This is a genomic window from Streptomyces asoensis (assembly GCF_013085465.1).
Taxonomy (GTDB): Bacteria; Actinomycetota; Actinomycetes; order Streptomycetales; family Streptomycetaceae; genus Streptomyces; species Streptomyces cacaoi_A.
Genome location: NZ_CP049838.1, coordinates 7,966,454 through 7,993,429 on the forward strand (window position 1 = coordinate 7,966,454; position 26,976 = coordinate 7,993,429).

A 26,976-nucleotide genomic window follows, 5' to 3' on the forward strand; every position below is an offset into this window, starting at 1 on the left:
TCATGACCATCACCCTGGAGCCCTGGGGGCCCGTAGAGCCCCTGGAACCCGCCCTGTCGGTCCGTCAGGTCCTGGCCCTGGAAAGGGTGCTGGCCGGGGAGCCCGAGGTGGTGGCCGGCGCGGGCCAGCTCGACCGGCCGGTGCGCTGGGTGCACGTCGCCGAGGCCGCGGACGTCGGCGTGATGCTCAGCGGCGGGGAGATGGTCCTCACCACCGGAGTGCTGCTCGCCGGCGACGAGAACGCGCAGACCGAGTACATCCAGTCACTGCACCGCGCGGAGGCCGCCGCCGTGGTGCTGGGACTGGGACGGGCGTTCCCCGCCCCGCCGGCCGTGATGCGGCGCGCCGCCGAGCGGTGCGGGCTGCCGATGGTCGTCCTCCACCGCCCCTTCCCCTTCGCCGAGTTGACGGAGGAGGTCCAGTCCCGGCTGGTCCGGCGGAAGTTCGCCGCCGTCAGCCTGTCGGAGGCCGTACGGACCGCCCTCACCGGTCTGATCACCGCGGGCGCCCCGCTCCAGCTGCTGCTCGACGAGGTCGCCCAGCACGCCGCCTGTCCCGTCGTCGTCACCAATCTCGCCCACCGGGTGCTGGCGACGGCGGGGGAGCGGTCGGCGGTCGACGACGTGCTGCGGGACTGGGAGCGCATCGCCCGCCAGGCCGGCGGCAGCGAGGGCGACGGCTGGATCCGCGCCGAGCTGGGCGGACGCGGCGAGCGGTGGGGGCAGATCATGCTCTGCGGCCACCGCGGCGACACCGCCGGCGGACGGCTCCTCGCCGACCGGGCCGCCGAGGCCCTCGTCCTGCACCGCATGCTCGGCGGCACCTCCGCCCACACCTGGGAGGAGCAGTCCGCGCAGAGCCTGCTCACCGACCTGGTCTCCGGTGTCGTGCCGGCCCGGCAACTGCTGCCCCGGGCCCGGGCGGCCGGGCTCCCGGTCAACCGGCGCACCTTCGTCCCGCTGGTCGTGCGCGACGGCGATCCCGCCCAACTCGAGCGCATGCTGCGCCTGTTGGGTATGCCGGGACTGGTCGCCGAGCTCGCCGACGGGGCCACCGCCGTGCTGCTCAGCCTCGCCCGCGATCAGGACGCCGAGGCGCTCGCCGCGCACTTCGCCGCCCGGCTGCGGACCGAGTCGGGGGAGAGCCGCACGGTCGTCGCGGCGGCCGCCCCGCGCATCGTCTGGGACGACGTGTCCGCCGGGCTGCGCGAGGCCCAGCATGTCGCGGACGCCGTGGCCGACTCCTCGGCCGCCCTCGACCTCCCGGCCGTGGTCCGCCTCAAGGACGTCCATCTGCGCGGCCTGGTCCGGCTGCTGCGGGACGACCCGCGTGTGCAGTCCTTCGCCGAGCGGGAGCTGGACGGGCTGCTGTGCGCGGCCGGGGACGACCTGCTCGCCGTACTGCGCACGTATCTGGCCACCGGCCGCAACAAGTCCCGCACCGCGCAGCTCCACCATGTCTCCCGGCCCGCGCTGTACCGCCGGCTGGAGGCGATAGAAGGACGGCTGGGCGTGGACCTCGACGACTTCGAACAGGCCGCCTCGGTGCACATCGCGCTGCTCGCGCACGACGCGCAACAGGGCTGACCGCAGACGGCCGGCAACGGCCCCGAAACATGGAAAGACCAGGGAAAACGGTGGTGAAACATGGGTCCGGAAAGACGTGACACGGTGGCACGCCGGACGCCCGCAGGCGTGACACCGTGCAACTCAAAGCAGGCTCGCCGGCTTCCTAGGCTCCTCGTACACCGAGCGACCGGAGGTCCCGATGAGCAGAGTGATCCGTGCCGCCGTCTTCCAGACGGCCTGGACCGGCGACAAGGAATCGATGATCCAGGTACACGAGCAGGCGGTCCGCGACGCGGCCGCGCAGGGTGCTCAGGTCCTGTGTTTCCAGGAGCTGTTCTACGGACCGTACTTCTGCCAGGTCCAGGACCCGCAGTTCTACGAGTACGCCGAGCAGATCCCCGACGGCCCGATCGTCAAGCGTTTCCAGGCGCTCGCCAAGGAGCACGGCATCGTCCTGGTGCTGCCGATGTACGAGGAGGAGCAGCCGGGCGTCCTCTACAACACCGCCGCCGTGATCGACGCGGACGGTTCGTACCTCGGCAAGTACCGCAAGCACCACATCCCGCAGGTAAAGGGTTTCTGGGAGAAGTTCTACTTCCGGCCCGGGAACGTCGGCTGGCCGGTCTTCGAGACGGCCGTCGGCAAGGTGGGCGTTTACATCTGCTACGACCGCCACTTCCCGGAGGGCTGGCGCGCGCTGGGGCTGGAGGGTGCCGAGATCGTCTTCAACCCGTCGGCGACCTCGCGTGGTCTGTCCGCGTACCTGTGGCAGCTGGAGCAGCCGGCGGCGGCGGTCGCCAACGAGTACTTCGTCGGCGCGATCAACCGGGTCGGCGTCGAGGAACTCGGCGACAACGACTTCTACGGGACCTCGTACTTCGTGGACCCGGAGGCCCAGTTCGTCGGCGAGGTGGCGAGCGACAAGGAGACCGAACTCGTCGTCCGCGACCTCGACATGGCCAAGCTGCGCGAGGTCCGCGACCGCTGGCAGTTCTACCGGGACCGTCGCCCGGAGGCCTACGGCCCGCTGACCGCACCGTAAGACCCGAGGCCCCCGCGTCCCTGTCAGGGGCGCGGGGCAGCGTCCGTGTGCGGCTCCGCCGCGGGGCGCGACCGGCCTCGAACGACCCGCACGTCACGACCACAACCCAGCGGAGCGTCCACGCATGAGCATCCGTACCGTCATCCGCGGCGGCCTCGTCGTCACCGCGTCCGACGAGATCCACGCCGACGTCCTGATCGAGGACGGCCGTATCGCCGCCCTCGCCGCCTCCGGTACCACGGCCGCCGAGGCCTGGACCGCCGAGCGGGTCATCGACGCCACCGGGAAGTACGTGATCCCGGGCGGGGTCGACGCCCACACCCATATGGAGCTGCCGTTCGGCGGCACCTTCGCCTCCGACACCTTCGAAACCGGTACCCGGGCGGCCGCCTGGGGCGGAACGACGACGATCGTCGACTTCGCCGTGCAGAGCGTCGGGCGCAGCCTGCGCGACGGCCTGGACGCCTGGCACGCGAAGGCCGAGGGCAACTGCGCGATCGACTACGGCTTCCACATGATCGTCTCCGACGTGAACCAGGACACGCTGAAGGAGATGGACCTGCTGGTGGAGGAGGGCGTCACCTCCTTCAAGCAGTTCATGGCCTATCCCGGCGTCTTCTACAGCGACGACGGTCAGATCCTGCGCGCCATGCAGCGCTCCGCCGAGAACGGCGGACTGATCATGATGCACGCGGAAAACGGTATCGCCATCGACGTCCTGGTCGAGCAGGCGCTGGCCCGCGGCGAGACGGATCCCAGGTATCACGGCGAGGTCCGCAAGGCCCTCCTCGAGGCCGAGGCCACCCACCGCGCCATCAAGCTGGCGCAGGTCGCGGGCGCTCCGCTGTACGTGGTGCACGTATCGGCGATGGAAGCGGTTGCGGAACTGGCCCGGGCGCGCGACGAGGGGCTCAACGTCTTCGGCGAGACCTGCCCGCAGTATCTGTTCCTGTCGACGGACAACCTCGCGGAACCCGACTTCGAGGGCTCGAAGTACGTGTGCTCGACGCCGCTGCGGCCCAAGGAGCACCAGGCCAAGCTGTGGCAGGGGCTGAGGACCAACGACCTCCAGGTCGTCTCCACCGACCACTGCCCCTTCTGCTTCGTGGGTCAGAAGGAGCTCGGCCGGGGCGACTTCTCGAAGATCCCCAACGGTCTGCCGGGGGTCGAGAACCGGATGGACCTGCTGCACCAGGCGGTTGTCGACGGGCACATCAGCCGCCGCCGCTGGATCGAGATCGCCTGCGCCACCCCGGCCCGTATGTTCGGCATGTACCCGAAGAAGGGCACCATCGCCCCGGGCGCCGACGCCGACGTCGTGATCTACGACCCGCACGCCGAGCAGATCATCTCCGCGGACACGCACCACATGAACGTCGACTACTCGGCGTACGAGGGCAAGCGGCTCACCGGCCGCGTCGAGACGGTCCTGTCGCGGGGCGAACTCGTCATCACCGAGCGGGAGTACACCGGACACGCCGGTCACGGCGCCTACACCCCGCGCTCCACCTGTCAGTACCTCAACTAGGAGCAGCGCACATGGACTTCGGACTCGTCCTACAGACCGACCCGCCGGCCTCGAAGGTCGTCGAGCTGATGAAGCGCGCCGAGGGCAACGGCTTCACGTACGGCTGGACCTTCGACTCCGCCGTGCTCTGGCAGGAACCGTTTGTGATCTACAGCCAGATCCTGGCGAACACCAGCAGGCTGACGGTGGGCCCGATGGTGACCAACCCGGGCACCCGCACCTGGGAGGTCACCGCCTCCACCTTCGCCACCCTCAACGACATGTTCGGCAACCGCACCGTGTGCGGCATCGGCCGCGGCGACTCCGCGATGCGCGTCGCGGGCCGTGCCCCGAACACCCTCGCCCGGATCAGTGCGGCCATGAAGGTCATCAGGGCGCTCGGCTCGGGCCAGGAGGCGGACCTCGGCGGCACGGTCGTCAAGTTCCCGTGGATCAAGGAGGACGCCCGGCTCCCCGTCTGGATGGCCGCGTACGGCCCCAAGGCGCTGAAGATGACCGGCGAGGAGGCGGACGGATTCATCCTCCAGCTCGCCGACCTCTACCTCACCGAGTACATGGTGAAGGCCGTCAAGGACGCCGCCGTCGCCGCCGGGCGTGACCCCGCAGAGGTGAAGATCTGCGTCGCCGCCCCCGCGTACGTCACCGAGGACGACTCGCCCGAGGCGCTCGCCCACGCGCGTGAGCAGTGCCGCTGGTTCGGCGGGATGGTCGGCAACCACGTCGCCGACCTGGTGTCCAAGTACGGCGAGCACTCCGCCGCCGTACCGGACGAACTCACCGACTACATCAAGTCCCGCGAGGGGTACGACTACTCGCACCACGGGCGGGCCGACAATCCCGACACCGCGTTCGTGCCCGACGAGATCGTCGACCGGTTCTGCCTCATCGGTCCGGTCGAGAAGCACATCGAGAAGCTCCAGGCGCTCCGCGCGCTGGGCGTGGACCAGTTCGCCGTCTACGACATGCACGACGCCCAGGAGGCCACCATCGACGCCTACGGGGCACGGGTGATCCCGGCCGTCAACGGCTGACGCACTCACGACCGCCGTACGGCGCACGCACCGCCGTACGGCGTCGGAGAACCGCAAACCGCAGGAACCGCTCGACTCCCCATCCCCCCACTCCAGTTCTCCCCTCCTCCGACGTCCCGGGGGAGGGGGCCGGAGCCCGCACGGCCTTTCCGGATCCGCCCCTCGTTTGATTGGCCTGCCCATGACCGACACCGCTCCCACGGCCATACCGCCGACCTCTCAAGTCACCCTCGCCGACGGCCGGGTGGAGATCGCCCCTGGTTCGCCGCAGCCCAGCGGCCCCTACGCCAACGAGGACCTGCTTCCGGTCCCCGTGGAGAAGCGCACCTGGACCACGTACAACTTCTCCGCGCTGTGGGTCGGCATGGCCCACAACACGGCGTCGTGGACCCTCGCCTCCGGTCTGATCGCCGTCGGCATGGACTGGAAGCAGGCGGTGCTCACCATCGCCCTGGCCAACGTCATCGTGCTGGTTCCGATGCTGCTCACCGGGCACGCGGGGCCGAAGTACGGTATCCCCTTCCCGGTCTTCGCCCGCGCCTCCTTCGGCATCCGTGGCGCCAACCTGCCCGCCGTCGTCCGGGCGTTGGTGGCCTGCGGCTGGTTCGGCATCCAGACCTGGATCGGCGGCGAGGCGATCTACTTCCTCGCCGGGAAACTGATCGGAAACGGCTGGAGCGACGCCGGTGAGATCGGCGGCTACGCCTGGACGATGTGGCTGTCGTTCGCGATCTTCTGGGCGATCCAGGTCGCGATCATCTACCGGGGCATGGAGACGATCCGACGCTTCGAGAACTGGGCGGCGCCCTTCGTCCTTGTCGGCGCGCTGGTGATGCTGATCTGGATGAGCAACAAGGCAGGCGGTTTCGGCCCGTTGCTCGACCAGCCGTCGAAGCTCGGCTGGGGCGGCGACTTCTGGAAGCTGTTCTGGCCGTCCCTGATGGGCATGATCGGTTTCTGGTCGACGCTGTCGCTGAACATCCCGGACTTCACGCGGTACGGAAAGTCGCAGAAAGCGCAGACCTGGGGACAGGCGCTCGGCCTGCCGACCACCATGACGCTGTTCGCGCTGCTGTCGGTGATGGTCACCTCCGGTTCGCAGGCGGTGTACGGCGAGACGATCTGGGATCCGGTACAGCTCGCCGCCAAGACCGACAACGTCTTCGGTCTGCTGTTCGCGCTGGTGACCGTGCTGGTGGCGACCCTGTCCGTGAACGTCGCGGCCAACCTGGTCTCGCCGGCCTTCGACTTCTCCAACATCGCGCCCCGGAAGATCAGTTTCCGTACCGGCGCCCTCGCCACCTGTGTCCTCGGGGTGCTGATCTTCCCGTGGAAGCTGTACTCCGACCCGCAGGGCTACATCTTCACCTGGCTCGGTCTGGTCGGCGGTCTGCTGGGCACGGTCGCCGGCATCCTCATCGCCGACTACTGGATCCTGCGTCGCGGCAAGCTCGACCTGACCGATCTGTACCGCACGGGCGGCCGTTACTGGTACGACGGCGGCTGGAACTGGCGGGCAGTGGTGGCATTCGTGACCGGCGGAGTGCTCGCCGTGGGCGGCGCCAGCTTCAAGCCGCTGGTCGACGGACGGCCGATCCCGGCGCTGGAATCCCTCGCCGACTACGGCTGGGCGGTCGGGCTCGGTACCTCGATGGTGCTCTACCTGGCCCTGATGCTGCTGCTGCCCCCACGGCAGGAACAGGAACAGGACGCCGTCTGACGTGTGGTGCGAGAACGGCCGGAAGAGCGACTGGGCTCTTCCGGCCGTTCCGTGTCACGGTCCGTGCGGTGCGCGGCGGGAGCGCTCAGCTCTTCTGGCCGTTCAACAGGGCGGCCACCACTTCCTTCGCGGCCTTGATCGCACCCTTGTTGATCTCGTCGGTGCTGGGCGCCTTCTTCGTCTCGAAGTCGCTGCCGTTGTAGTTGACGACCACCAGCGCGTTGGACACCCGGGCGATGACGACGCCCTCGCGGGTCTGCTGCTTGTCCTCGGTCGTGAGGTTCACCACCGAATAGGCCTCGTTGCCGAGCCCCGGGACCGCCCCGCCGCCGCTCTTCTCGCCGGTCCGCTCCTTGTACGACGTCTGTGCCGCGTCGTCCGACTCCGTGATCTCGAAGGAGACGTCGAGCCACCGGTAGTCGTATCCCTTGAGCGCGTTCCAGGAGCAGGTGCGGCGCAGATCGGTGTCCGTGGAGGGGATCTCCTTGCCCGCCGTCTTGGCGCCCGGCACGAGTGCGGTGACCGTCTTCGCGGCGACGCTGGTGCACGGGGCGGGCGCGGCGGCGTACGTCTTGGACACGGCCGTGGAGGAGGGGCCGGACGCCTTCTCGGACTGGGTCTTCTGCGTGTCCTTGGCCGCGGTGTCCTGCTTTTCCGTGAGCGGGCCGGACGACATCGCCCAGCCCGCGCAGGCGAGCACGACCACGGGGGTCAGGCGCGCGGTGAGGGCGAGCGGCAGTGGGAGTGAGCGCACGGCGCACTTTCGTGGGGGACGGTGCGGACGGGGTCCGCAGTGCGGACAGTGGACGCCAGTGTCACACGACTCCCTGTGGGGCGGAAGTGTGAACTCGCTCCGTGGCTGTGCGGTGACGAAGGGGCCCGGCCCAACCGGGACATCACGGCTCTTCATGCGACATCTTCACGAGGCGCCTTCGTGCGAAGCCTGCATGCGCCACCTTTGTGCGACGCCCTTGTACAGCGTCCTCGTACGGCGTCCTCACGCGGCTTCCTCAGGGGTCATGGGACGACGGTGTGGGTGCGCGGCGGGTGGGTGCGTACGATCCCGGGAGCGGCCGCAGCGCAGTGAGGAGCCCCCGTGTTCACCACCCGCCCCACCCTCCAGGGCACCTTCGGCATGGTGTCGTCCACGCACTGGCTGGCCTCGCAGTCGGCGATGGCCGTCCTCGAGGGCGGCGGCAACGCCTACGACGCGGCCGTGGCCGGCGCCTTCGTGCTGCACGTCGTCGAACCGCATCTCAACGGGCCCGCGGGCGAGGTCCCCATCCTGCTCGCCCCGGCCGGCGGCGAGGTGCGCGTGCTGTGCGGGCAGGGAGTGGCGCCGGCGGGCGCGACGGTCGCCCACTACCGGGCTCTCGGCCTGGACCTCGTGCCCGGCACCGGCCCGCTGGCCGCGGCCGTGCCCGGCGCGTTCGACGCCTGGATGCTCCTCCTGCGCGACCACGGCACCAAGTCCCTCGACGAGGTACTGAAGTACGCCATCGGCTACGCCGAACACGGGCACGCTCCCGTGGAGAACGTCGGCGCGACCGTGGAGACCGTACGGGAACTGTTCGAGACGGAGTGGACCTCGTCGGCGGAGGTGTACCTGCCGGGCGGGAAGCCGCCGCGCCCCGGCGCACTGCTGCGCAACCCCGCCCTCGCCGCCACCTGGAGGCGACTGCTCGCCGAGACCGAGGGGGCGGGCGACCGGGAGGCGCGGATCGAGGCCGCGCGAGAGGTGTGGCGGACCGGGTTCGTCGCCGAGGCCCTCGTCCGGCAGGCCGCCCGGCCCACCCTGGACACCAGCGGGGAGCGCCGCACCGGCACGCTCACGGCCGCCGATCTCGCCGCCTGGTCCGCGTCCTACGAGGAGCCGGCGACGTACGACTGGAACGGCTGGACGGTGTGCAAGGCCGGCCCCTGGAGCCAGGGCCCGGCCCTCCTCCAGCAGCTCGCCCTGCTGCCGCCCGAGCTGCCCGCGTACGGCTCCGCCGACTACGTCCATCTCCTGGTCGAGGGCTGCAAGCTCGCCATGGCCGACCGCGAGGCCTGGTACGGCGACGCGGCCGAGGTCCCGCTGGGCGAGCTGCTCGACGCCGGCTACAACGCGGACCGGCGGCGGCTGATCGGCGACAAGGCGTCGTACGAGCTGCGGCCCGGCAGCCCCGGCGGGCGCGCCCCGCGGCTGAGCGCGCACGCGTACGTGGTCGCCACCGACGACCCCGCCTTCAACCCCATGGGCGCCGGCGAGCCGACGGTCGCCAGGAGCACCACGTCCCCCGTGCCGGGCGAACCGGAGGTCGGTGCGGAGGGCGCCACCCGGGGGGACACCTGCCACCTCGACGTCGTCGACCGCTGGGGCAACATGGTCGCCGCCACGCCCAGCGGCGGCTGGCTACAGTCCAACCCGGTCGTCCCCGAGCTGGGCTTCCCGCTCGGCACCCGGCTCCAGATGACCTGGCTGGAGGAGGGCCTGCCGAACTCGCTGACGCCCGGCCGCCGCCCCCGCACCACCCTCACCCCCTCGATCGCGCTGCGCGACGGGGTGCCGGTGCTGGCGTTCGGCACACCCGGCGGCGACCAGCAGGACCAGTGGCAGCTGCACTTCCTGCTGGCCGTCGCACTGCGCGCGCGGGTGCGCGGCGGTCTGGACCTCCAGGGCGCGATCGACGCCCCGAACTGGCACAACGACGCCTTCCCCGGATCCTTCTACCCGCGCGGTATGCGGCCGGGCAGCGTCACCGTGGAGTCCCGGATGCCGGCCGGGGTGGTGGAGGAGCTGCGGCGACGCGGCCATGACGTGACCCTCGGCGACTCGTGGTCCGAGGGCCGGCTGTGCGCGGTCGCCCGCGACCCGGAGACCGGGATCCTGCTCGCGGCCGCGAACCCGCGCGGAATGCAGGGATACGCGGTGGGTCGCTGACGCGGGTGAGCGGAGGGTCGCTGACGCGGGTGAGCGGAGGGGCGCGTTCCTGTTCTTCATCCCGATTCCACCCGTGATGCACCGGGCGGGTGGGGATTGTCAGTGGGGCGTGCTCTCATGGAGGCATGATCGAAGACACGGAAACCATCGACGAGTTTCTCGCCCGCCACTCGGCCGACGTGGAGGAGGCGGTCCGCAAGGCCGCCGCGGCCGAGATCATGCCCCGCTTCAGGCAGCTCGGCGCGCACGAGGTCGACCAGAAGAACGGCCCCCACGACCTGGTGACGGACGCCGACCGCAATGCGGAGCTGTACCTCACACAGGCCCTCGCCGCCCTCCTGCCAGGCTCGGTCGTCGTCGGCGAGGAGGCCGTGCACGCCAACCCGGCCACCTACGAGGCGATACAGGGCGACGCGCCGGTCTGGATCGTCGACCCCGTCGACGGAACACGGCAGTTCGTGCACGGCGACGACGGCTTCTGCACCCTGGTCGCGCTCGTCCGGCACGGTGTCCTGCTCGCCTCCTGGACCTACGCTCCGGCCCGCGACCAGCTGGCCACGGCCGTCCGGGGCGGCGGCGCCTTCCTGGACGGCGAGCGACTGTTCGCCGGCCCGCCCGAGCCGGGCCGCGACCTGAGGGTGGCCACCTCCCACCCCGACTACACGACCGACGAGCAGAAGCGTGCCCTGCTGGGGCTGTGGACGGACGGGGTCGCACCGCGCGCGTGCGGATCGGCCGGACTCGAGTATCTCGCCATAGCCCGGGGCGAGTTGGACGCCACGGCGTTCTCCTGGGAGGCGGCCTGGGACCACGCGGCCGGGCTGCTGCTGGTCGAGGAGGCGGGCGGCGCCCATCTCACCCTCGACGGCGGACCGTTCCGTGTCACGGGCGGCAACTCCCTGCCCTTCACGGCGGCCCGGGACGCGGCGACGGCCCGACGCGTGGCGGCACTGCTGTCGGGCGCCGGGCCCCGGTAGAGCCGAGGGCGGCCCGGGGAGGTTCCGGTGCCGGGAATTCGACGGGACCGCAGCCACTCCGGCCGGGCACGAGCGAGGCACTGCCGCGTCGAGAGACCCTGGGCCGCGTCCGGCCGCATACGCGGAGAAGCCTCCGGCGGACGCCCTCCGAGGGCGGTTCGGTCGAGCCATTCGGGGATGTTTCGGGGGCCCCGCGCCGCAGGTGTTGTCGTACCCCCGGCATATCCTGACTGTGGGGGCCACCGGTCTACGGAGGTCACCGGCTGACGAAGGGGTCGAAGTGCCGTCGATGCTCGATGCGGTCGTGGTGGGAGCGGGGCCCAACGGGCTGACCGCGGCGGTGGAGCTGGCCAGGCGCGGCTTCTCCGTGGCGATCTTCGAGGCGCGGGACACCGTGGGCGGAGGAGCCCGCACCGAGGAACTCACCCTGCCGGGCTTCCACCACGACCCGTGCTCCGCCGCGCACCCCCTCGGGATCAACTCACCCGCGTTCCGCGCGCTGCCCCTGGAGCGCTACGGCCTGGAGTGGCTGCACGCCGAGTTGCCCATGGCCCATCCCTTCCCCGACGGCAGTGCCGCGGTGCTGTCGAGGTCGGTCGCCGAGACGGCCGCCTCCTTCGGGCCGCGTGACGCGGGCACGTACCGCCGGCTGGTCGAGCCCTTCCTGCCCAAGTGGGACACCCTGGCCCGCGACTTCATGTCACTGCCGCTGACCGCGCTCCCGCGCGACCCGGTCACCCTGGCCCGTTTCGGCCTGGTCGGCCTGCCTCCGTCCAGCTGGCTCACCCGCCGCTTCCGCGACGAGCGGGCCAAGACCCTCTTCGCAGGACTCGTCGGGCATGTCATGGCCCCGCTGAGCGGCTTCGCCACCGGCGCCATCGGTCTGGTCTTCGCCCTCGCCGCGCACGCCCGCGGCTGGCCGGTGGCCCGCGGTGGCTCCCAGTCCATCTCGGACGCCCTCGCCGCCTACCTCAAGGACCTCGGCGGCAGCATCCACACCGACTACGAGGTCAAGCGCCTCGACGACCTGCCCCCGGCCCGGGCCTATGTCTTCGACACCTCACCCACCGCGCTCGGCCGCATCGCCGGCTTCGGCAACTACTACGAGGGATACCGGTACGGACCCGGCGTCTTCAAGATCGACTACGCGCTCGACGGTCCGGTCCCGTGGACCGCGAAGGAGGCCCGCGCCGCCGGCACCGTGCAGATCGGCGCGGACAGCGCGGAGATCGGCGCCGCCCTCAGAGCGGTCTCCCGGGAGGGCCGGGCACCCGACCGGCCCTTCATGATCACGGTGCAGCCCGGCGTCGTCGATCCCAGCCGCGCCCCGGCGGGCCGGCACGTCTTCTGGGCGTACGGCCATGTGCCCAGCGGCTGGACGGGCGACCTCACCGACGCCATGGAACGCCAACTGGAGCGCTTCGCCCCGGGGTTCCGCGACCGGGTTCTCGCGCGGGCGAGCGCGGGCCCCGCCGAACTCGCCGCCCGCAACGCCAACTACGTGGGCGGGGACATCGCCTCCGGAGCGGTCTCCGGGCTCCAGATCCTGCTGCGGCCCAAGCTGACGCCGTTCCCGTACGCCACTCCGCACCCGGCCGTCTTCATCTGCTCGTCGGCCACTCCGCCCGGCCCGGGCGTGCACGGGATGTCGGGCCACAACGCGGCGAAGGCCGTATGGCGGAGGCTGCGGCAACAAAGGTGACCGGCCGTCCGGTCCCGGTTGGTATACACGCAGGCATGACCACGATCACGCTCGTCCAGGGCGACATCACCCGGCAGTCCGTGGACGCCATCGTCAACGCGGCCAACTCCTCACTGCTCGGCGGCGGCGGAGTCGACGGCGCCATCCACCGCCGGGGCGGCCCCGAGATCCTCGCCGACTGCCGTCGGCTGCGCGCCTCCCGGTACGGCAAGGGCCTGCCCACCGGCCGGGCGGTCGCCACGACCGCGGGTGAGCTGGACGCGCGCTGGGTGATCCACACCGTGGGTCCCGTGTACAGCACGACCGAGGACCGGTCGGAGCCGCTGGCCTCGTGTTACCGGGAATCGCTGCGGGTCGCGGACGAGCTCGGCGCCCTTTCCGTCGCGTTCCCGGCGGTCTCCGCGGGCATCTACGGCTGGCCGATGGACGACGCCGCCCGGATCGCCGTGGAGACGGTCCGGGCCACGCAGACGAACGTCCAGGAGGTCAGGTTCGTCCTCTTCGACGAGCGGGCCTACGAGGCGTTCGCCCGGCAGGTCGGGTGACGGTCCCGGCCCGTCCGCCCCGCGCTCGACCGAGTCGGCTCCGCGGGTGACGCCGGACGGCGTCACCCGCGGAGCCGGTGGACGGTGCCGGGGGCCGGATCAGCCCTCGATGCGGTGGGTGGTCCAGAACGACGTCAGATCCGTGGTCGTGGCGGCCTGGGCGGCAGCCTTGAACTCGGCCGTGGTCGAGACGCCGTACCAGTGCGAAGTGGCGTAGTCCTTCAGCAGCTTGGTCATCGCGGTTTCGCCGATGAGTCGCCGCAGGTCGTGCAGGGCGCACTTGCCGTAGCCGTAGACGACGGTGGAGTACCGGGAGGAGTGGGTGTCCCAGTAGGCCATCGAGTTGGTGATCTTCTCCGCCGACGAGGCCCACGAGACGCTGCTCCAGCAGCTGGTGCCCGTCTTGCCCAGCGCCAGGTCGGTGGCGTAGTCGGTGAAGGACTCGTCCAGCCAGGGGCTGTTGTACTCGTCGTCGCCGACGATCCCGTACCACCACTGGTGGCCGATCTCATGGGTCAGGGCCGTCGTGCTGACCAGGTCGAGGACGAAGCCGGGGTACTCCATGCCGCCGAACCAGAAGTTGTTGTCGATGACCGCGTCCAACTCGCCGTACGGGTAGGCGCCGAAGCGGGAGGAGTGGGCGTCCACGGCGGTCTTGGCGGTGGTGAGCATCGACTGGGCGTTGGCCGAGCTGATGCCGGTGACGGAGTAGACGTTGATCGGGGTCCCTGCGGTCGAGGTGCCGGAGATCTTGCTGAACGGGCCGGCCGCCCACGCGAAGTCACGGACCTTGGTGGCGGTGGCCGTGGTGACGGTGCGGCCGCTGGTACCGGCGGCGTCGACCGAGGCGCCGGTGGCCGGCACCAGGAGGGTGGTCGGATGGTCGAGGGTCACCTTGAAGTCCGCGGCCAGCGAGTAGAACGACTCGCCGTTGTTCGTGTACGGGTCCAGGTGCCAGCCCGCGCCGTCCTTCACCGCCAGCAGGGGCAGCGCGTTGCCGATGAAGCTGAACGCCCCGTCGTAGCCGAACCGGTCGGCGCCGCTGGGCACGGTGATGCCCAGGTCGAAGCCGATCGTGGCGCTCTGCCCCTGGGTCAGGGGACTGGCGAGCGTGATCTGGAGGGCCGTGCAGCCCACCGACAGGGCGCCCGCGGTGCCACCGGTGACGTTGCTTACCGCGATCGGCATCGATGTGCAGGTGCCGTGGTAGTTGTCCCAGAGCCGCAGGTACACCTCGCCGAGCGCGGTCGCGGAGGCGTTGGTGAAGGTCGCGCTCTCGTGACCGGTCCAGACCGTGCCGGCCGTGTTGCTGCTCAGACTGACGGTGTACGACGGTGCCGCCGGGGTGCGCGTGGAGTCGGCGGGCGGAGCGGTGTCGCCGGAGGTGTTGAGCGCGAGGTCGTCGAGGACGAAGCTCGACTGGAGGCTGGAGTCCTCGGTGCCGGTGAAGGCGAGGCTCACGGTCTGGCCCGCGAACGCCGACACGTCGAACGACTTCTGGACGTAGCCGGTGTTCTTGTCGAGGTTCGAGTACGTGGCCAGTGTCGTCGTGCCGATCTTGGCCGTCAGCTTGTCGTACGCGGTGGACGAGGTCGTCTCGGCCGTGTCGATGTGCAGCCAGAACGTGAGGGTGGCTGCGGCGCACCCGGACGGGATCGTGACGCTCTGCGAAAGCGTGTCGGTGTGGGTGCTGCCCACGCCGTCCAGCCAGGCGAACGCGGTGCCGCCGTGGGCGCTCTGCCCGGTACGGCTGGTGATCACACTGGTCGAGGACTGGGTCCACGGCGAGACGCCGCTCTCGAAGCCACCGTTGGTGATCACCTGGGCCGGGGTGCAGGCGTCGGCCGCGGCAGCCGCGTTCGCGGGCGTGACAGCCGCGCTCCCGGGTGCGGTGACGCTCGTGGCGGCGATCGAGTCCGGTGCGGCGGCTGCCGCGGGGGTGGCGGTCCCGGGCGCGGCCGCGACCGAGACGGTCCGCTCCGGTGTGGCTGCCGCGGGCGTGGCGGGGAGCGAGACGGCGGCCAGCGCGGCGAGGGTGAGTGCGCTCGCGGCGACGGCCTTGCGGGGGGTGGGTCTCACACGTGGCTCCTTTGCGGCGGCCGGGTTTCCGGCCTGCTGGGTGGCTGTCCCTGACGGCGTGGGTGAGCCGGAGGGGCGGTGCGCGACGGCTGCCGGAAGCCTGACAGATTTGACGCGGCCATGCCATCAGGCAGGGGTAAAGGGTCCACACCGGAACCGGACCCAACGCCCCCGCTCGCAGAGGGGGGGGCGTTTTGAACACGTTCAACTACCGGCGTACGCTACCCCCATGAGCGACCGAGCCGCCCTTGTGAAGGGCATCCGCGCATGGTTGGCCTTCTTCGTCGTCTGTCTGGTGCTCAGCGGCGCCACCGCCTTCCCGCTGGTGCACGAACTGCGCTGGACCGAGGAGCTGTTGCGTCACCTGTCCGTCCCCGAGCATCTGCCGGGCCTCATGGAGTGGATCGAGCGCGTCCGGCGCGGGCTCGACACCGCCGACGCCGACTACCCCTTCCTCCTCTACGGAACGGACTGGCTGGCCTTCGCCCATCTCGTCATCGCCGTCGCCTTCTACGGCCCCTACCGCGACCCGGTGCGCAACATCTGGGTCGTCGAGTTCTCGATGATCGCCTGCGCCGGGATCGTCCCGCTCGCGCTGATCTGTGGACCGCTCCGGGGGATTCCCTTCTGGTGGAGCGTGATCGACATGTCGTTCGGGGTGTTCGGGGTGATCCCGCTGTACGTGGTGCGGAAGAAGATCAAGCGGCTGGAGTCGATGACCGTCGACGTTCCCGCACCGGCTGTTGCCTGAGCGCGGCCGTCGCGAACCACGGGGTTCATGACTTGCGGTTCCTGAGCGCCCGGCGGGTTCGAAGAAGCCCAGCGCATCAACGCCGAATACCGCCGTGCCGCCTCCCGGCACACGGCCGGCATCCGACCCGCAGTCCGCAGCGACGCGCCGGGCCCCTCACGACTTGATCCGCCCCGGTCCCGGCCGCCGCCGAGTGACGTCCTCTCCATCGCCCCGGCCCCCGCTCGCGCGTTGCCGTGCCGCGATCGTCGCGCACCTTCGGTGCCTCCATGTGGGTTACCGCGTTTCTGGCCTTTGGGGAACCGGCGCCGACTCTCCGATTCCCGTGCCCTCCGGGGTTGGGGCAACACCAAACATCGATTTCTGGATGTTTTAAGTGGTCAATCGGTATATGGGGCTGTTTGGGTGTCCTGGTCGCGCCGCATGTACCGGGTGCAACGTGCACGTGCGATGTGAAAGGGGCACAGGCGTGGCTGACTGGAAGCAGATCTCTGGTGGTCTGACGACGATCTCGGTGGGGTCGCGGACCCATGTGTGGGGGGTGAACTCCTCGGGGCAGATCTACCGCTACACCGGGCACGACGCGAACCCGTGGATCGGTATCCCGGGTAGGGCGGTGGACATCGGTGTGGCGGCCGACGGCACGGTGTGGCACGTCAACTCCGCCGGTGGGATCTTCCGTTACACCGGGGACCAGGGCTCCACCGACTGGGTGGGCGTCACCGGCGGATTAACCCGTATCTCGGTGGGGTCGCGGACCCATGTGTGGGGGGTGAACTCGCTGGGGCAGATCTACCGCTACACCGGGCACGACGCGAACCCGTGGATCGGTATCCCGGGTAGGGCGGTGGACATCGGTGTGGCGGCCGACGGCACGGTGTGGCACGTCAACTCCGCCGGTGGGATCTTCCGTTACACCGGGGACCAGGGCTCCACCGACTGGGTCCCGGTCTCGGGAGGCCTGTCCCGCATCTCCGTCGGCTCGCGGACGAACGTCTGGGGCGTCAACTCCTCCGACCAGATCTACCGCTACACCGGCCACGACGCCAACCCCTGGACCGGCATCCCCGGCGGCGCGGTCGACGTCGGCGCCGCCGCCGACGGCACCGTCTGGGTCGTCAACTCCGCCGGCGGCATCTACCGCTACACGGGAGACCAGCCGAGCTGATCCCCGTGAGCAAGGCCGTGCGGGTCCCGGTCCACAGCGACCGGGACCCGCACGGCGAGCGCGGCGACGGCGAACTTCGACTCCCTCGTCGCAGCGCGGAACGCCGGACCGCCGTCAGTGCGGCGACGTCGGGCTGGGGATGCCGGTGGGGGAGAGGCCGGGTCGGGCAAGTGGCAGCCTCTCGCCCGGCGCCGGCAGGGGCGCAGGTGTCCGGGCAGCCCGTCGGTACGGGCACGGCGGCCCAGAGGGAGCAGGGCGGCAGAGCGCGCGGAGGAGGCGGGCGGCAGGCGTGGTGCCAGATCACCGGCCGTACGCACCAGATCGGGCGGGCTGACGGCTGTGCCGTCGACGCGGGGCCGCCGAACGTCGGCAGGCGCCAGGCGGCGGCACGTCCCGGCCGGGTCTGGATGGGGTTTCCCTGAGCAGGGTGCGCAGTGGTCTGCGGAGTTGCAGCCTGATCGGCGACCCGGCGCCGTGCGGTCGTCGCTCAGTCCTTCGGCCGCAGTCGCGGCGTGAGCGTGTCAGGCGTCAGGTGTGCGAAGGCCGCCGTCCTCTGGCGAACGCGCGTAGAGGTCGGGCACCATCTCCCTGCACCGCCTGCACCGCCTGCACCGCCTGCACAGCCGTTCCACAGGAAGCACGGTCGTCCGCAGGAAGGGTTCCCCCCATGAAGTTCCGCTCCGCTCTGACCGCCCTCGCGCTCGTGGTCGCCCCCGGCGTCGCCGTCGTCGGCACCGCGACCGACGCCTTCGCCGTCACCAAGATCAGTCACGCCACGGCCACCTCGATGTTCCGCGAGGTGGGTATCACCTGGTCCTCGTCCGGCAGCTGCTCCGACCGCAACAACTCCACCTGTACGTCCTTCGAGCAGCTGAACCTGCCCACCGCCCAGGGCGCGCAGACACTGAAGCGGGCCACCGGCTGCGCGCTCAACATCACCGGCGGCACGGAGACCGGCCACGCGAGCGGCACCTACTCGCACTGGAACGGCTACAAGCTCGACTACGGCAAGAACACCTGCGTCACCAACTACATCAAGAACACCTTCACCTACATCGGCCTGCGCGGCGACGGCGCCCCGCAGTACCGCTCGGGCTCCGGCAACGTCTACGCCGACGAGGGCAACCACTGGGACGTCCTGTACTACAACTGCGGCGGCTGCTGAACGCTTTGTCGGACGACTCCCTCGGCGGCGGGATCAAGACCCCGTTGAGCCAGAGGGCGTTCATGTATGTGGACTGTAAGGATCGCGGCGCGAAGCAAGGGTGAGACGGTCCATGGCTCTCCATGGCGTGTAGTGCCGTCCTGGGCTCCCGGGTCGGGTAGTGGTGAGAGTCCGACGGGCCGATCAGTGTTCACATACTTGTCACTCCGTAGTGACCGCCCTATCCTCACGTGGAGAAAGCGCTTTCCCCGACACCCGTTGACCGTGCCGGGGAAAGCGGCCCGCGGTATCGGCCGTGGGGCAGCCCGCGCGCCGCAACCGATCCGGCGCAAGGCTGACCAGGGCTGACCGCACCGAGGTGCCGACGCGCCAGGACTCCGGGATGCGCTCCGGGGCGCGGACGCATCGCGCTCGTCGCCGTGGCCGCGGTGGCGGGCACCCGCACCAGGGGGCCGGCCGGGGCCTCTACAGCCACGTTCCCCCGGTCGTCCCGCCCTCGGCGGCGTCCCCGCCTGCGTCGCCTCGGCGTGCGCCCCGGCCCGGCACCCGACCGCGTCGCCCGCATACCGGTCGCACCGCCGGCATCACAGCGGTACCGCCCGCCCGCACCACATCAGCACCACCGTCCCTTCCGGCCTGCGGCGAGTACGACATCCGCACGGTCGGCAGGGGCCCGCTTCGACTCCTGCATGGCATGAACATGGCAAGGGTGCGCGACCTCGACGGCCCCCAGATCCGGGCACGGACGTGCGCGGCACCCCCGGTACGCGATCACGAAAGACGAGGCAAGGATGAGAAAGCCAGTCGCTCTGCGACTCTCCGCGGCACTCGGCACGTTGGCCCTGGCGGCGGCGACAGGCGTGGTCCTGTCCATGCCCACCGCGTCGGCGGCCGGCGCCGGCGCGACCGGGTATGCCACCCAGAACGGCGGCACCACCGGCGGCGCCGGCGGGACGACGGTCAAGGCCACCACGGGCACCCAGATCCACGAGGCCCTGTGCGGCCGGGCCGGTACCAGCACCCCGATCACCATCCAGGTCGAGGGGACCGTCACCGTCGGCAACACCGCGAAGGTGTCGGGCGCCGGCTGCAACACCGCCGCCGGCGTGATCGAACTGAAGGGCATCAGCAACGTCACCCTCGTCGGTGTCGGCAGCGGAGCCGTGTTCGACCAGATCGGCATCCACATCCGCCAGTCCAGCAACATCATCGTCCAGAACGTGACCGTCCAGAACGTGAAGAAGTCGGGCTCGCCCACCTCCAACGGCGGGGACGCCATCGGCATGGAGGCCGACGTGCACAACGTCTGGGTCGACCACGCCACGCTGATCGCCTCGGGCGGCGAGTCGGAGGGCTTCGACGGCCTGTTCGACATGAAGGACAACACCCAGTACGTGACCCTGTCCTACAGCATCCTGCGCAACTCCGGCCGCGGCGGTCTCGTCGGCTCCAGTGACAGCGACCTCGCCAACGGTCCGGTCACCTTCCACCACAACCGGTACGAGAACATCGACTCCCGTACGCCCCTGCTGCGCGGCGCCACCGCCCACATCTACAACAACTACTACGTCAGCCTCAACGAATCGGGCATCAACCCCCGGGCCGGCGGCAAGGCCAAGGTCGACAACAACTACTTCAAGGACTCCAAGGACGTCCTCGGCACCTTCTACACCGACCTGCCGGGATACTGGCAGGTCAGCGGAAACGTCTTCGACAACGTGACCTGGTCGGCGCCGGGCGAGGACAACAACCCGGCCGGGCCGAACCCGACGTCGAACACGACCGTCAGCATCCCCTACTCCTACAGTCTCGACGCCGCGTCCTGCGTGCCGTCGATCGTGACCGCGACGGCGGGCGCCAACAACGGCCTGAAGGTGTCGGACGGCAACTGCGCGGCGACGACGCCGACCGCGACCGCCACTTCGACTCCCACGTCGACCGCCACCGCCACACCGACCGCCACCGCCACGCCGACGGCCACCGCGACGTCGACGCCCGGCGGGACCAATCTGAGCATCGGCGCCGACTCCGACGGTTCCAGCAAGGCGTCCGGCACCAGCTACGGCAACGTCCGTGACGGCGACACGAGCACCTACTGGTCGCCGGCCGGCTCGACCGGCTCCATCTCGATCAAGTGGGGTTCGGCCACCACCGTCTCCAAGATCAACATCCGGGAGGCCTCCGGCGCCACCGGCAACATCGGCTCCTGGCGGGTGCTCAACGCCGACACCGGGGCGCTGCTGACCTCGGGCAGCGGAGCGGGCGCCATCTCGTTCACGTCCACCTCGCTGAAAAAGGTCACCTTCGAGATCACGGGCTCGAGTGCCGTCCCGAGGGTGGCCGAGTTCGAGACCTACGCCTAGCCAGGAGCTGTCCGGCCGATCGTGTGGCCTTCGTCTGATCAGCTCGTCGTCTGCGGCATGGGACGGGGAGAACGCGGTGATCTGCCGGACGCGGAGCAGGAACGGCTGCGACCGTTCCTGCCCTTAAGCCACGGCCGACGCGGGCGGTGGAGCGATCACCGCCAGGTGATCGACGGAAATCCTGGCCAGGGATCCCTACGTCCTGAGGCCTTCCGGGGGCCGGTATTCGGCCCCCAGTCCCAGGCGGGTCACACTTTCGTACATCAGCAGTTCGAACATCGGCTCCTGGTCGGTGATCAACGGGGGCAGGTGCTCGAACACCTCCAGTGCCACCTGTCCGAACAGAGTGCGCCAGCACGACAGCATCACGACCAGTGCGCCGAGCGGCATTTCCACGCCCGTGGCGGCGCGGTAGTCGGCGATCTGCCGGCGCATCCGTGGGGCGAGGTGCTCGTCGGCCAGGATGGGGTAGGGGCGGGCCGCCCACAGCCGCATGTGCTCGGCGCCCCAGATGGCGGCGAGGTTCCGGACCCACTCGGCGGTCACATCGGTGTGGGCCACACCGGCGGCCACGGTGGGTGTGCCGAAGAGCAGACGGAACTCCTGGCGATGTGCCAGGGCCCAGTGGCGGAACACCCGGGCCGGGGCGATCAGGCGGGCTGCGAAGTCCGTTTCACGCTCCCCCTCGATGGCCTCCCGCAACTGGTCCGTGAGCTCGGCGACGATGTCCCGGGCCGTGCGCCGCACGATGTCCCCGAGATCGTCGAAGTGCCGGTAGAGAGCCGCCGGGGTCACCCCGACCCGGCGGGCGATCTCGGCGAGCGTCAACGCCTCCACACCCTGCCGGGTGATGACGTCCCGCGCCGCCGCGCGGACGTCCCTCGACATCTGCCGGCGCAGCCGTTCGCGGCGCGTGGGAGCGGGCATCGCACTGTCGTCCTCCTCCGGACGCTCCCGCAGCACGACGAACACGTTGACGGTCCTCACGTCACCACCGCCGGTGATGTACTGCGTGCCACCGTGATGCGCCGCGTTGCTCTGCCCCGGCACCGCGGCCGCCGTCGACGGGCTCTGGTGCCCTGCCTCACCGCTCACCGCGAGCCCCGCTTTCCCGGTCGACGTTGACATCCCCGCTCAGGGTGATGTGCTGCGTCCCGCCGTCGTGGGCGATGTTGTGCTGCAAGCAGGTTCGCCGGGACCGGGACCGGGACCCGGACCCGGACCCGGACCCGGACGGGGGCCCGGACCCGGACGGGGGCCGGTGACCGGGCTCCCGCTCCGCCGTGCGGGCCCCCGCGATGTCCGAGGCCGCAAGGCCGAGTCGGCCTGACTCGCCCCGCGCCGTCTGGACCGGCGCCGTCTGGCCCCGCGCCGTCTGGACCGGCGCCGTCTGGACCGGCGTCGTCTGGACCGGCGTCGTCTGGACCGGCGTCGTCTGGACCGGCGTCGTCTGGACCGGCGTCGTCTGGCCCGGCGTCGTCTGGCCCGGCGCCGGCTCGCCCCGCTCCGGCGCGACCGGCTCCGCCTCGCCGCGGCCCCGGGCCGACTGGACCGGCGCCGTATCGCCCCGCTCCGCCTCGCCCCGCTCCGGCGCGACCGGCTCCGCCTCGCCGCGGCCCCGGGCCGACATTCCCTGGCCGAGCTGACCCGCGAACCGCAGTCGTGCAGACCGCCAGACGTCTGTCGCCACCGCCCCCACCATCGCCGTTCCGCCGGCTGTCGCCAGCCCCCACAACGCTTCCGAGAGCACTGTTTCTCCTGTCGCCCCCGCGGCACCGCGTGTGCCGCTGCCCGAGAAACGTTCAGGGGCGTCACCGAGTAACGGGCCGCAACTTTGCTTGCGCCCGTTTCTCGGTGCGTGGGGAACGTGCGTACCGGCTCGGCGTACGCCGGCCCGGCGGGGGGCGCACGGACCGGGCTCACAGCGGGAACGCAACCGCTCGCGCGGCCGGAACCTGTCGCCGCACCGGCACGGAACGTGCCCGCCCGCGGTCCGGGTAGCCTGCCCTCCTGCGGGGCGGCAGCGGCCGGCTCACATCCGCCCGCCCCCCGGTGTGCGCCGGGCTTAACTCCTGGCGGCCGGTCCGGGAGACACCTGTGTAATGCACGGTTCGTACCGTCACAGAGGCTTGCAGAGGCTCTCACCAGGCTGATCGGCAGAAGGAAAGGGGCGCCCGTGGCCGCGTTGGACCCGCGGACCGACAGCGCGACCACGACGAAGGTGCGCACGGTCTGCTCGTACTGCGGTGTGGGCTGCGGCATGCTCCTCGACATCGGCCGCGGACCGGACGGGCGCCGTACGGTCCTGAAGGCGTCCGGCGACAAGCAGCACCCGGCGAACTTCGGCCGGCTGTGCACCAAGGGCGCGACCACCGCCGACATGCTCGCCGCGCCCGGCCGGCTGACCGGCGCGCTCGTCCGCCCGGACCGCGGCGCGGAACCGGAGCCCGCCCCCGTGGACACGGCGATCGCCGAGACGGCACGGCGGCTGCGGGCGATCGTCGACGAGCACGGCCCCGACGCGGTCGCCCTCTACGTGTCCGGCCAGATGAGCCTCGAAGCGCAGTACCTGGCCAACAAGCTGGCCAAGGGCTACCTCCGCACCAACCAGATCGAGTCGAACTCCCGACTGTGCATGGCAAGCGCCGGAACCGGTTACAAGCTCTCTCTCGGCGCCGACGGCCCGCCCGGCTCGTACGAAGATCTCGACAAGGCGGACGTCTTTTTCGTCATCGGCTCCAACATGGCCGACTGCCACCCGATCCTGTTCCTCCGGATGATGGACCGGGTGAAGGCGGGCGCCAAGCTGATCGTCGTCGACCCGCGCCGCACCGCCACGGCCGCGAAGGCCGACCTCTTTCTCCAGGTCGCGCCGGGCACCGACCTCGCCCTCCTCAACGGCCTGCTCCGCCTCCTTCACGAGAACGGCCACACCGACCCCGACTTCGTCGCCGCGTACACCGAGGGCTGGGAGGCCATGCCGGAGTTCCTCGCCGACTACGCGCCCGCGACGGTCGCGGAGATCACCGGCATACCGGAGGACGACCTCCGTGCGGCGGCCCGGCTGATCGGCGAGGCGGGGGAGTGGACCAGTTGCTGGACCATGGGCCTCAACCAGTCCACGCACGGCACCTGGAACACCAACGCGCTCATCAACCTCCACCTCGCCACCGGCAGGATCTGCCGCCCGGGCAGCGGCCCCTTCTCCCTCACCGGCCAGCCCAACGCCATGGGCGGCCGGGAAATGGGTTACATGGGCCCGGGGCTGCCCGGCCAGCGCTCCGTCCTCGTCGACGCCGACCGTGCCTTCGTCGAGGAGCTGTGGGGGCTCGAGCCGGGCACGATCAGGGCCGACGGCGTCGGCAAGGGCACCATCGAGATGTTCCGGAAGATGGCCGAGGGCGACATCAAGGCCTGCTGGATCATCTGCACCAACCCGGTCGCCTCCGTCGCCAACCGCAGGACGGTCATCGAGGGCCTGGAGGCCGCCGAGTTCGTCGTCGCGCAGGACGTCTTCGCCGAAACCGAGACAAACGCTTACGCCGATGTTGTCCTGCCGGGCGCGATGTGGACCGAGACCGAGGGCGTCCTCATCAACAGCGAGCGCAACCTCACCCTTGCCCGGCCCGCCGCCGACCCGCCCGGCGAGGCCATGGCGGACTGGCGGCTCATCGCGGCCGTCGCCCGCGCCATGGGTTACGAAAGCGGTTTCACCTACGACACCGCCGAGCAGGTCTTCGAGGAGATCAAGCGCGCCCACAACCCGCAGACCGGCTACGACCTGCGCGGAGTGACCTACGACCGGCTGCGTGCCACCCCCGTGCAGTGGCCCGCGGCCACCGCCGACGGCCCCGACCGCAACCCGATCCGCTATGTGAACGACGACGGCTCGCTCACCTTTCCCACGGCTTCGGGCCGCGCGGTCTTCCACCCGCGTCCGCACGTCCCGCCCGCCGAGATGCCGGACGACGACTACCCGTTCTTCCTGAACACCGGCCGCCTCCAGCACCAGTGGCACACCCTGACCAAGACCGCGAGGGTGGCCAAGCTCAACAAGCTGGATCCCGGCCCGTTCGTGGAGGTGCACCCCGAGGACGCCGCCGCGCTCGGCATATCCGACGGCGACTCCGTCGAGGTCGCCTCGCGGCGCGGCCGGGCCGTGCTGCCCGCCGTCGTCACCGACCGCGTCCTGCCCGGCTCCTGTTTCGCGCCGTTCCACTGGAACGACCTGTTCGGCGAGTACCTCAGCGTCAACGCGGTCACCAGCGACGCCGTCGACCCGCTGTCCTTCCAGCCCGAGCTGAAGGTGTGCGCGGTCTCCCTGACGAAGGTGTCGACACCGGTTACCGTGCAGCCGCCGGCCACGGAGGCGCCGACGCCGGAGAACCCGCTCGGGAACGCGCCGGGCACCCGGACCCCGGTGCCGGAAGGGCCCGGAGCCGTGCTCGTACCGACCGCGGTCCTGCCCGCCGCGGCCGAGGTCTTCGGTCTGCGCCCCGCCCCGCCGCCGGTCCTGACCGAGCGCGAACGGCAGTACCTGGTCGGTTTCCTCGCCGGGATCCCGGCCGGCGCCCCCGGGGTACCGGTGCTGCCGGCGGACGCGCCGTTCAGCCCCGAGCACGCGCTGTGGGTCAACGGCACCCTCGCCGGCATGTACTCCCGCACCGCCACCGTCACCGCCATGTCGCCGCAGACCCCGGCGCGCCGGGTCGTCATCCTGTGGGCCTCGCAGACCGGCAACGCCGAGGACTTCGCCACCACCACCGCCGAGCGGCTCACCGCGGGCGGTCACCCGGCGTCCCTCGTCGCCATGGACGAGGCCGACCCCGCCGCGCTGCCCTCCGACGCCGACCTGCTGCTGATCACCAGCACCTTCGGCGACGGCGACGCCCCCGACAACGGTGCCGGCTTCTGGGACGGCCTCGACGCGCTGGACACCGGCCGCCTGGAAGGCCACCGCTACGCCGTGCTCGCCTTCGGGGACTCCTCGTACGACGACTTCTGCGGGCACGGCCGGCGGCTGGACCGTCGGCTTGACGAACTCGGCGCGGTCCGGCTGGCCCCCCGTACCGACTGCGAGCCGGACTACGAGACGGAGGCGGAGGCGTGGCTCGACCAGGTGGCCACCGCCCTGAAGGAGGCCACGGAGGCGGTGCCCGCGGCCCCGGCGGGCCAGGTCCCGGCCGCCGGGGTTCCGGCCACCGCTCACGCGTCGGCGACCGTTGCGGAAGCCGTTTCCGCAACCGTGACGAAGGGCCCCGCCGCGCCCCGCCCCAAGCGCCCCGCACCCGTCACCGCCCGTCTGACCGGCAACCGGTTGCTGAGCCTGCCGGGCTCCGGCAAGGAGGTCCGGCGCTTCACCTTCGACACCCGCGACAGCGAGACCCCACTCGTCTACGAGGCGGGCGACGCCCTGGGCGTACGCCCCCTCAACTCCCCGGAGGTGGTGGCGGAGTGGCTGAACGTCACCGGCCTCGACGCGCACGCGCGCGTGCAACTGAACGGCGTTGGTGAGATCGCTCTGGGTGAGGCCTTCCTGCGCCACCTCGACATCACCCGGATCACCCCGGCCCTGCTGCGCTTCACCGCCGACCGCACCCGCGACCCGCGTGAACTGCGCAAGCTGCTGCGTCCCGACAACAAGGACGAGCTGGCGAAGTGGTCCTGGGGCCGCCAGGCCGTCGACGTGGCCGCCGAGTTCGGTGTCCGGGCCGACGCGCAGGAGTGGGCCGAGCTGCTGGGACGGCTACAGCCGCGGTTGTACTCCATCTCGTCCAGCCCGCTGACCGACCCCCACCTCGTCTCGCTCACCGTCTCCGTCGTGCGGTACGAGAACCTGGCCGGCCGCCCCCGGCAGGGCGTCTGCTCGCCCTTCCTGGCCGACGCGGAGCCCGGCACCGAGGTGACCGTCCACGTGCAGCGCAGCCCGCACTTCCGGCCGCCGGCCGACCCCGCGACCCCGATGGTGATGGTCGGCCCCGGCACCGGAGTGGCGCCTTTCGTCGGCTTCCTCCACGAGCGCCGGGCCCGTGGGCACCGGGCTCCCAACTGGCTGTTCTTCGGCGAGCAGCACCGGGCGACGGACTTCTACTACGAGGAGGAACTGGCCGCCCTCCGGGACGACGGCACCCTCGCCCGTCTGGACACCGCCTTCTCCCGGGACCAGCGCGCCAAGGTCTACGTCCAGGACCGGATCCGCGAGCACGGTTCGCACCTGTGGTCCTGGCTCCAGGACGGCGCCCACTTCTACGTCTGCGGCGACGCCTCCCGGATGGCCAAGGACGTCGACCTGGCCCTGCGCGACGTCGCGATTCTGCACGGCGGTCTGAGCGAGCCGGAGGCGGCGGCCTATGTGAAGCAGCTCGCCTCCGACAAGCGGTACGTGCGGGACGTGTACTGACGGGAGTCACCAAA

The 26,976-nt window shown here is 71.0% G+C and carries 18 protein-coding genes; 15 read left to right on the top strand and 3 right to left on the bottom strand.

The genetic code is table 11. The annotated features are described in order from the left end of the window. The first annotated feature begins 2 nt into the window (after nt 1–2). The 5 genes from G9272_RS35595 (at nt 3) to G9272_RS35615 (ending at nt 6,889) form a co-directional block, all read left to right on the top strand. The gene (locus tag G9272_RS35595; RefSeq protein WP_171400332.1) at nt 3–1,586 is read left to right on the top strand and encodes a PucR family transcriptional regulator; all 1,584 of its coding nucleotides are present in this window, start codon (nt 3–5) and stop codon (nt 1,584–1,586) included. 181 nt (nt 1,587–1,767) lie between these two features. Further along, the gene (locus G9272_RS35600; protein WP_171400333.1) at nt 1,768–2,610 is read left to right on the top strand and encodes a nitrilase-related carbon-nitrogen hydrolase; all 843 of its coding nucleotides are present in this window, start codon (nt 1,768–1,770) and stop codon (nt 2,608–2,610) included. 124 nt (nt 2,611–2,734) lie between these two features. Continuing rightward, nucleotides 2,735–4,138 (top strand): dihydropyrimidinase, encoded by a 1,404-nt coding sequence (hydA, locus tag G9272_RS35605; protein ID WP_171400334.1) that lies wholly within the window; start codon nt 2,735–2,737, stop codon nt 4,136–4,138. 11 nt (nt 4,139–4,149) lie between these two features. Next, on the top strand, nt 4,150–5,169 hold the full coding sequence (locus G9272_RS35610) for a TIGR03842 family LLM class F420-dependent oxidoreductase (protein WP_171400335.1): 1,020 nt from the start codon (nt 4,150–4,152) through the stop codon (nt 5,167–5,169). A gap of 181 nt (nt 5,170–5,350) precedes the next feature. Next, nucleotides 5,351–6,889 carry an NCS1 family nucleobase:cation symporter-1 gene (locus G9272_RS35615; RefSeq protein ID WP_171400336.1) on the top strand — a complete coding sequence of 513 codons (1,539 nt, stop codon included), beginning with the start codon at nt 5,351–5,353 and terminating at the stop codon, nt 6,887–6,889. Nucleotides 6,890–6,974: 85 nt separating this feature from the next. Here the strand turns inward: G9272_RS35615 and G9272_RS35620 are convergent, their stop codons facing one another. Further along, nucleotides 6,975–7,643, bottom strand: a complete 669-nt coding sequence (locus G9272_RS35620; protein WP_171400337.1) for a hypothetical protein — start codon at nt 7,641–7,643, stop codon at nt 6,975–6,977. 342 nt (nt 7,644–7,985) lie between these two features. Here G9272_RS35620 and G9272_RS35625 point away from each other — a divergent pair, with 342 nt between their 5' ends. The 4 genes from G9272_RS35625 (at nt 7,986) to G9272_RS35640 (ending at nt 13,036) form a co-directional block, all read left to right on the top strand. Then, nucleotides 7,986–9,812, top strand: a complete 1,827-nt coding sequence (locus G9272_RS35625) for a gamma-glutamyltransferase family protein (protein ID WP_171400338.1) — start codon at nt 7,986–7,988, stop codon at nt 9,810–9,812. A gap of 125 nt (nt 9,813–9,937) precedes the next feature. Continuing rightward, nucleotides 9,938–10,789, top strand: a complete 852-nt coding sequence (locus G9272_RS35630; protein ID WP_171400339.1) for an inositol monophosphatase family protein — start codon at nt 9,938–9,940, stop codon at nt 10,787–10,789. Between the two features lie 289 nt (nt 10,790–11,078). Beyond that, on the top strand, nt 11,079–12,491 hold the full coding sequence (locus G9272_RS35635) for a phytoene desaturase family protein (protein ID WP_171402314.1): 1,413 nt from the start codon (nt 11,079–11,081) through the stop codon (nt 12,489–12,491). Between the two features lie 35 nt (nt 12,492–12,526). After that, the gene (locus G9272_RS35640) at nt 12,527–13,036 is read left to right on the top strand and encodes an O-acetyl-ADP-ribose deacetylase (RefSeq protein ID WP_171400340.1); all 510 of its coding nucleotides are present in this window, start codon (nt 12,527–12,529) and stop codon (nt 13,034–13,036) included. A 99-nt stretch (nt 13,037–13,135) separates the two neighbouring features. On the opposite strand, the gene G9272_RS35645 is transcribed toward G9272_RS35640, so the two are convergent. After that, nucleotides 13,136–15,115 carry a M1 family aminopeptidase gene (locus G9272_RS35645; RefSeq protein ID WP_171400341.1) on the bottom strand — a complete coding sequence of 660 codons (1,980 nt, stop codon included), beginning with the start codon at nt 15,113–15,115 and terminating at the stop codon, nt 13,136–13,138. Between the two features lie 229 nt (nt 15,116–15,344). On the opposite strand from G9272_RS35645, the gene G9272_RS35650 reads away from it, so the two are divergent. From G9272_RS35650 to G9272_RS35665, 4 genes are all read left to right on the top strand, one after another. After that, the gene (locus G9272_RS35650; protein ID WP_171400342.1) at nt 15,345–15,866 is read left to right on the top strand and encodes a hypothetical protein; all 522 of its coding nucleotides are present in this window, start codon (nt 15,345–15,347) and stop codon (nt 15,864–15,866) included. A gap of 469 nt (nt 15,867–16,335) precedes the next feature. Continuing rightward, nucleotides 16,336–17,034 (top strand): tectonin domain-containing protein, encoded by a 699-nt coding sequence (locus G9272_RS35655; protein ID WP_171400343.1) that lies wholly within the window; start codon nt 16,336–16,338, stop codon nt 17,032–17,034. A 667-nt stretch (nt 17,035–17,701) separates the two neighbouring features. Next, nucleotides 17,702–18,199, top strand: a complete 498-nt coding sequence (locus tag G9272_RS35660) for a hypothetical protein (protein ID WP_171400344.1) — start codon at nt 17,702–17,704, stop codon at nt 18,197–18,199. 791 nt (nt 18,200–18,990) lie between these two features. Next, nucleotides 18,991–20,562 carry a pectate lyase family protein gene (locus G9272_RS35665; RefSeq protein WP_171400345.1) on the top strand — a complete coding sequence of 524 codons (1,572 nt, stop codon included), beginning with the start codon at nt 18,991–18,993 and terminating at the stop codon, nt 20,560–20,562. 195 nt (nt 20,563–20,757) lie between these two features. Here G9272_RS35665 and G9272_RS35670 read toward each other — a convergent pair whose 3' ends face one another. Then, nucleotides 20,758–21,690 carry a TetR/AcrR family transcriptional regulator gene (locus G9272_RS35670; protein ID WP_253268051.1) on the bottom strand — a complete coding sequence of 311 codons (933 nt, stop codon included), beginning with the start codon at nt 21,688–21,690 and terminating at the stop codon, nt 20,758–20,760. Nucleotides 21,691–21,860: 170 nt separating this feature from the next. Between G9272_RS35670 and G9272_RS35675 the strand changes: the two genes are divergently transcribed. Together G9272_RS35675 and G9272_RS35680 are read left to right on the top strand one after the other, a co-directional pair. Further along, nucleotides 21,861–22,208 (top strand): hypothetical protein, encoded by a 348-nt coding sequence (locus tag G9272_RS35675; protein ID WP_171400346.1) that lies wholly within the window; start codon nt 21,861–21,863, stop codon nt 22,206–22,208. 530 nt (nt 22,209–22,738) lie between these two features. Further along, entirely contained in the window at nt 22,739–26,962 is a 4,224-nt protein-coding gene (locus tag G9272_RS35680; RefSeq protein ID WP_171400347.1) for a bifunctional nitrate reductase/sulfite reductase flavoprotein subunit alpha, read from the top strand. Nucleotides 26,963–26,976 lie beyond the last annotated feature (14 nt).

What these genes read in the sequence shown, in the direction of transcription:
- G9272_RS35595 (WP_171400332.1), top strand. Translation starts at nt 3, where the DNA reads ATGACCATCACCCTGGAGCCCTGGGGGCCCGTAGAGCCCCTGGAACCC.
- G9272_RS35600 (WP_171400333.1), top strand. Translation starts at nt 1,768, where the DNA reads ATGAGCAGAGTGATCCGTGCCGCCGTCTTCCAGACGGCCTGGACCGGC.
- hydA (WP_171400334.1), top strand. Translation starts at nt 2,735, where the DNA reads ATGAGCATCCGTACCGTCATCCGCGGCGGCCTCGTCGTCACCGCGTCC.
- G9272_RS35610 (WP_171400335.1), top strand. Translation starts at nt 4,150, where the DNA reads ATGGACTTCGGACTCGTCCTACAGACCGACCCGCCGGCCTCGAAGGTC.
- G9272_RS35615 (WP_171400336.1), top strand. Translation starts at nt 5,351, where the DNA reads ATGACCGACACCGCTCCCACGGCCATACCGCCGACCTCTCAAGTCACC.
- G9272_RS35630 (WP_171400339.1), top strand. Translation starts at nt 9,938, where the DNA reads ATGATCGAAGACACGGAAACCATCGACGAGTTTCTCGCCCGCCACTCG.
- G9272_RS35635 (WP_171402314.1), top strand. Translation starts at nt 11,079, where the DNA reads ATGCTCGATGCGGTCGTGGTGGGAGCGGGGCCCAACGGGCTGACCGCG.
- G9272_RS35640 (WP_171400340.1), top strand. Translation starts at nt 12,527, where the DNA reads ATGACCACGATCACGCTCGTCCAGGGCGACATCACCCGGCAGTCCGTG.
- G9272_RS35650 (WP_171400342.1), top strand. Translation starts at nt 15,345, where the DNA reads ATGAGCGACCGAGCCGCCCTTGTGAAGGGCATCCGCGCATGGTTGGCC.
- G9272_RS35660 (WP_171400344.1), top strand. Translation starts at nt 17,702, where the DNA reads ATGAAGTTCCGCTCCGCTCTGACCGCCCTCGCGCTCGTGGTCGCCCCC.
- G9272_RS35665 (WP_171400345.1), top strand. Translation starts at nt 18,991, where the DNA reads ATGAGAAAGCCAGTCGCTCTGCGACTCTCCGCGGCACTCGGCACGTTG.
- G9272_RS35670 (WP_253268051.1), bottom strand. Translation starts at nt 21,690, where the DNA reads ATGTCAACGTCGACCGGGAAAGCGGGGCTCGCGGTGAGCGGTGAGGCA.
- G9272_RS35675 (WP_171400346.1), top strand. Translation starts at nt 21,861, where the DNA reads ATGTCCGAGGCCGCAAGGCCGAGTCGGCCTGACTCGCCCCGCGCCGTC.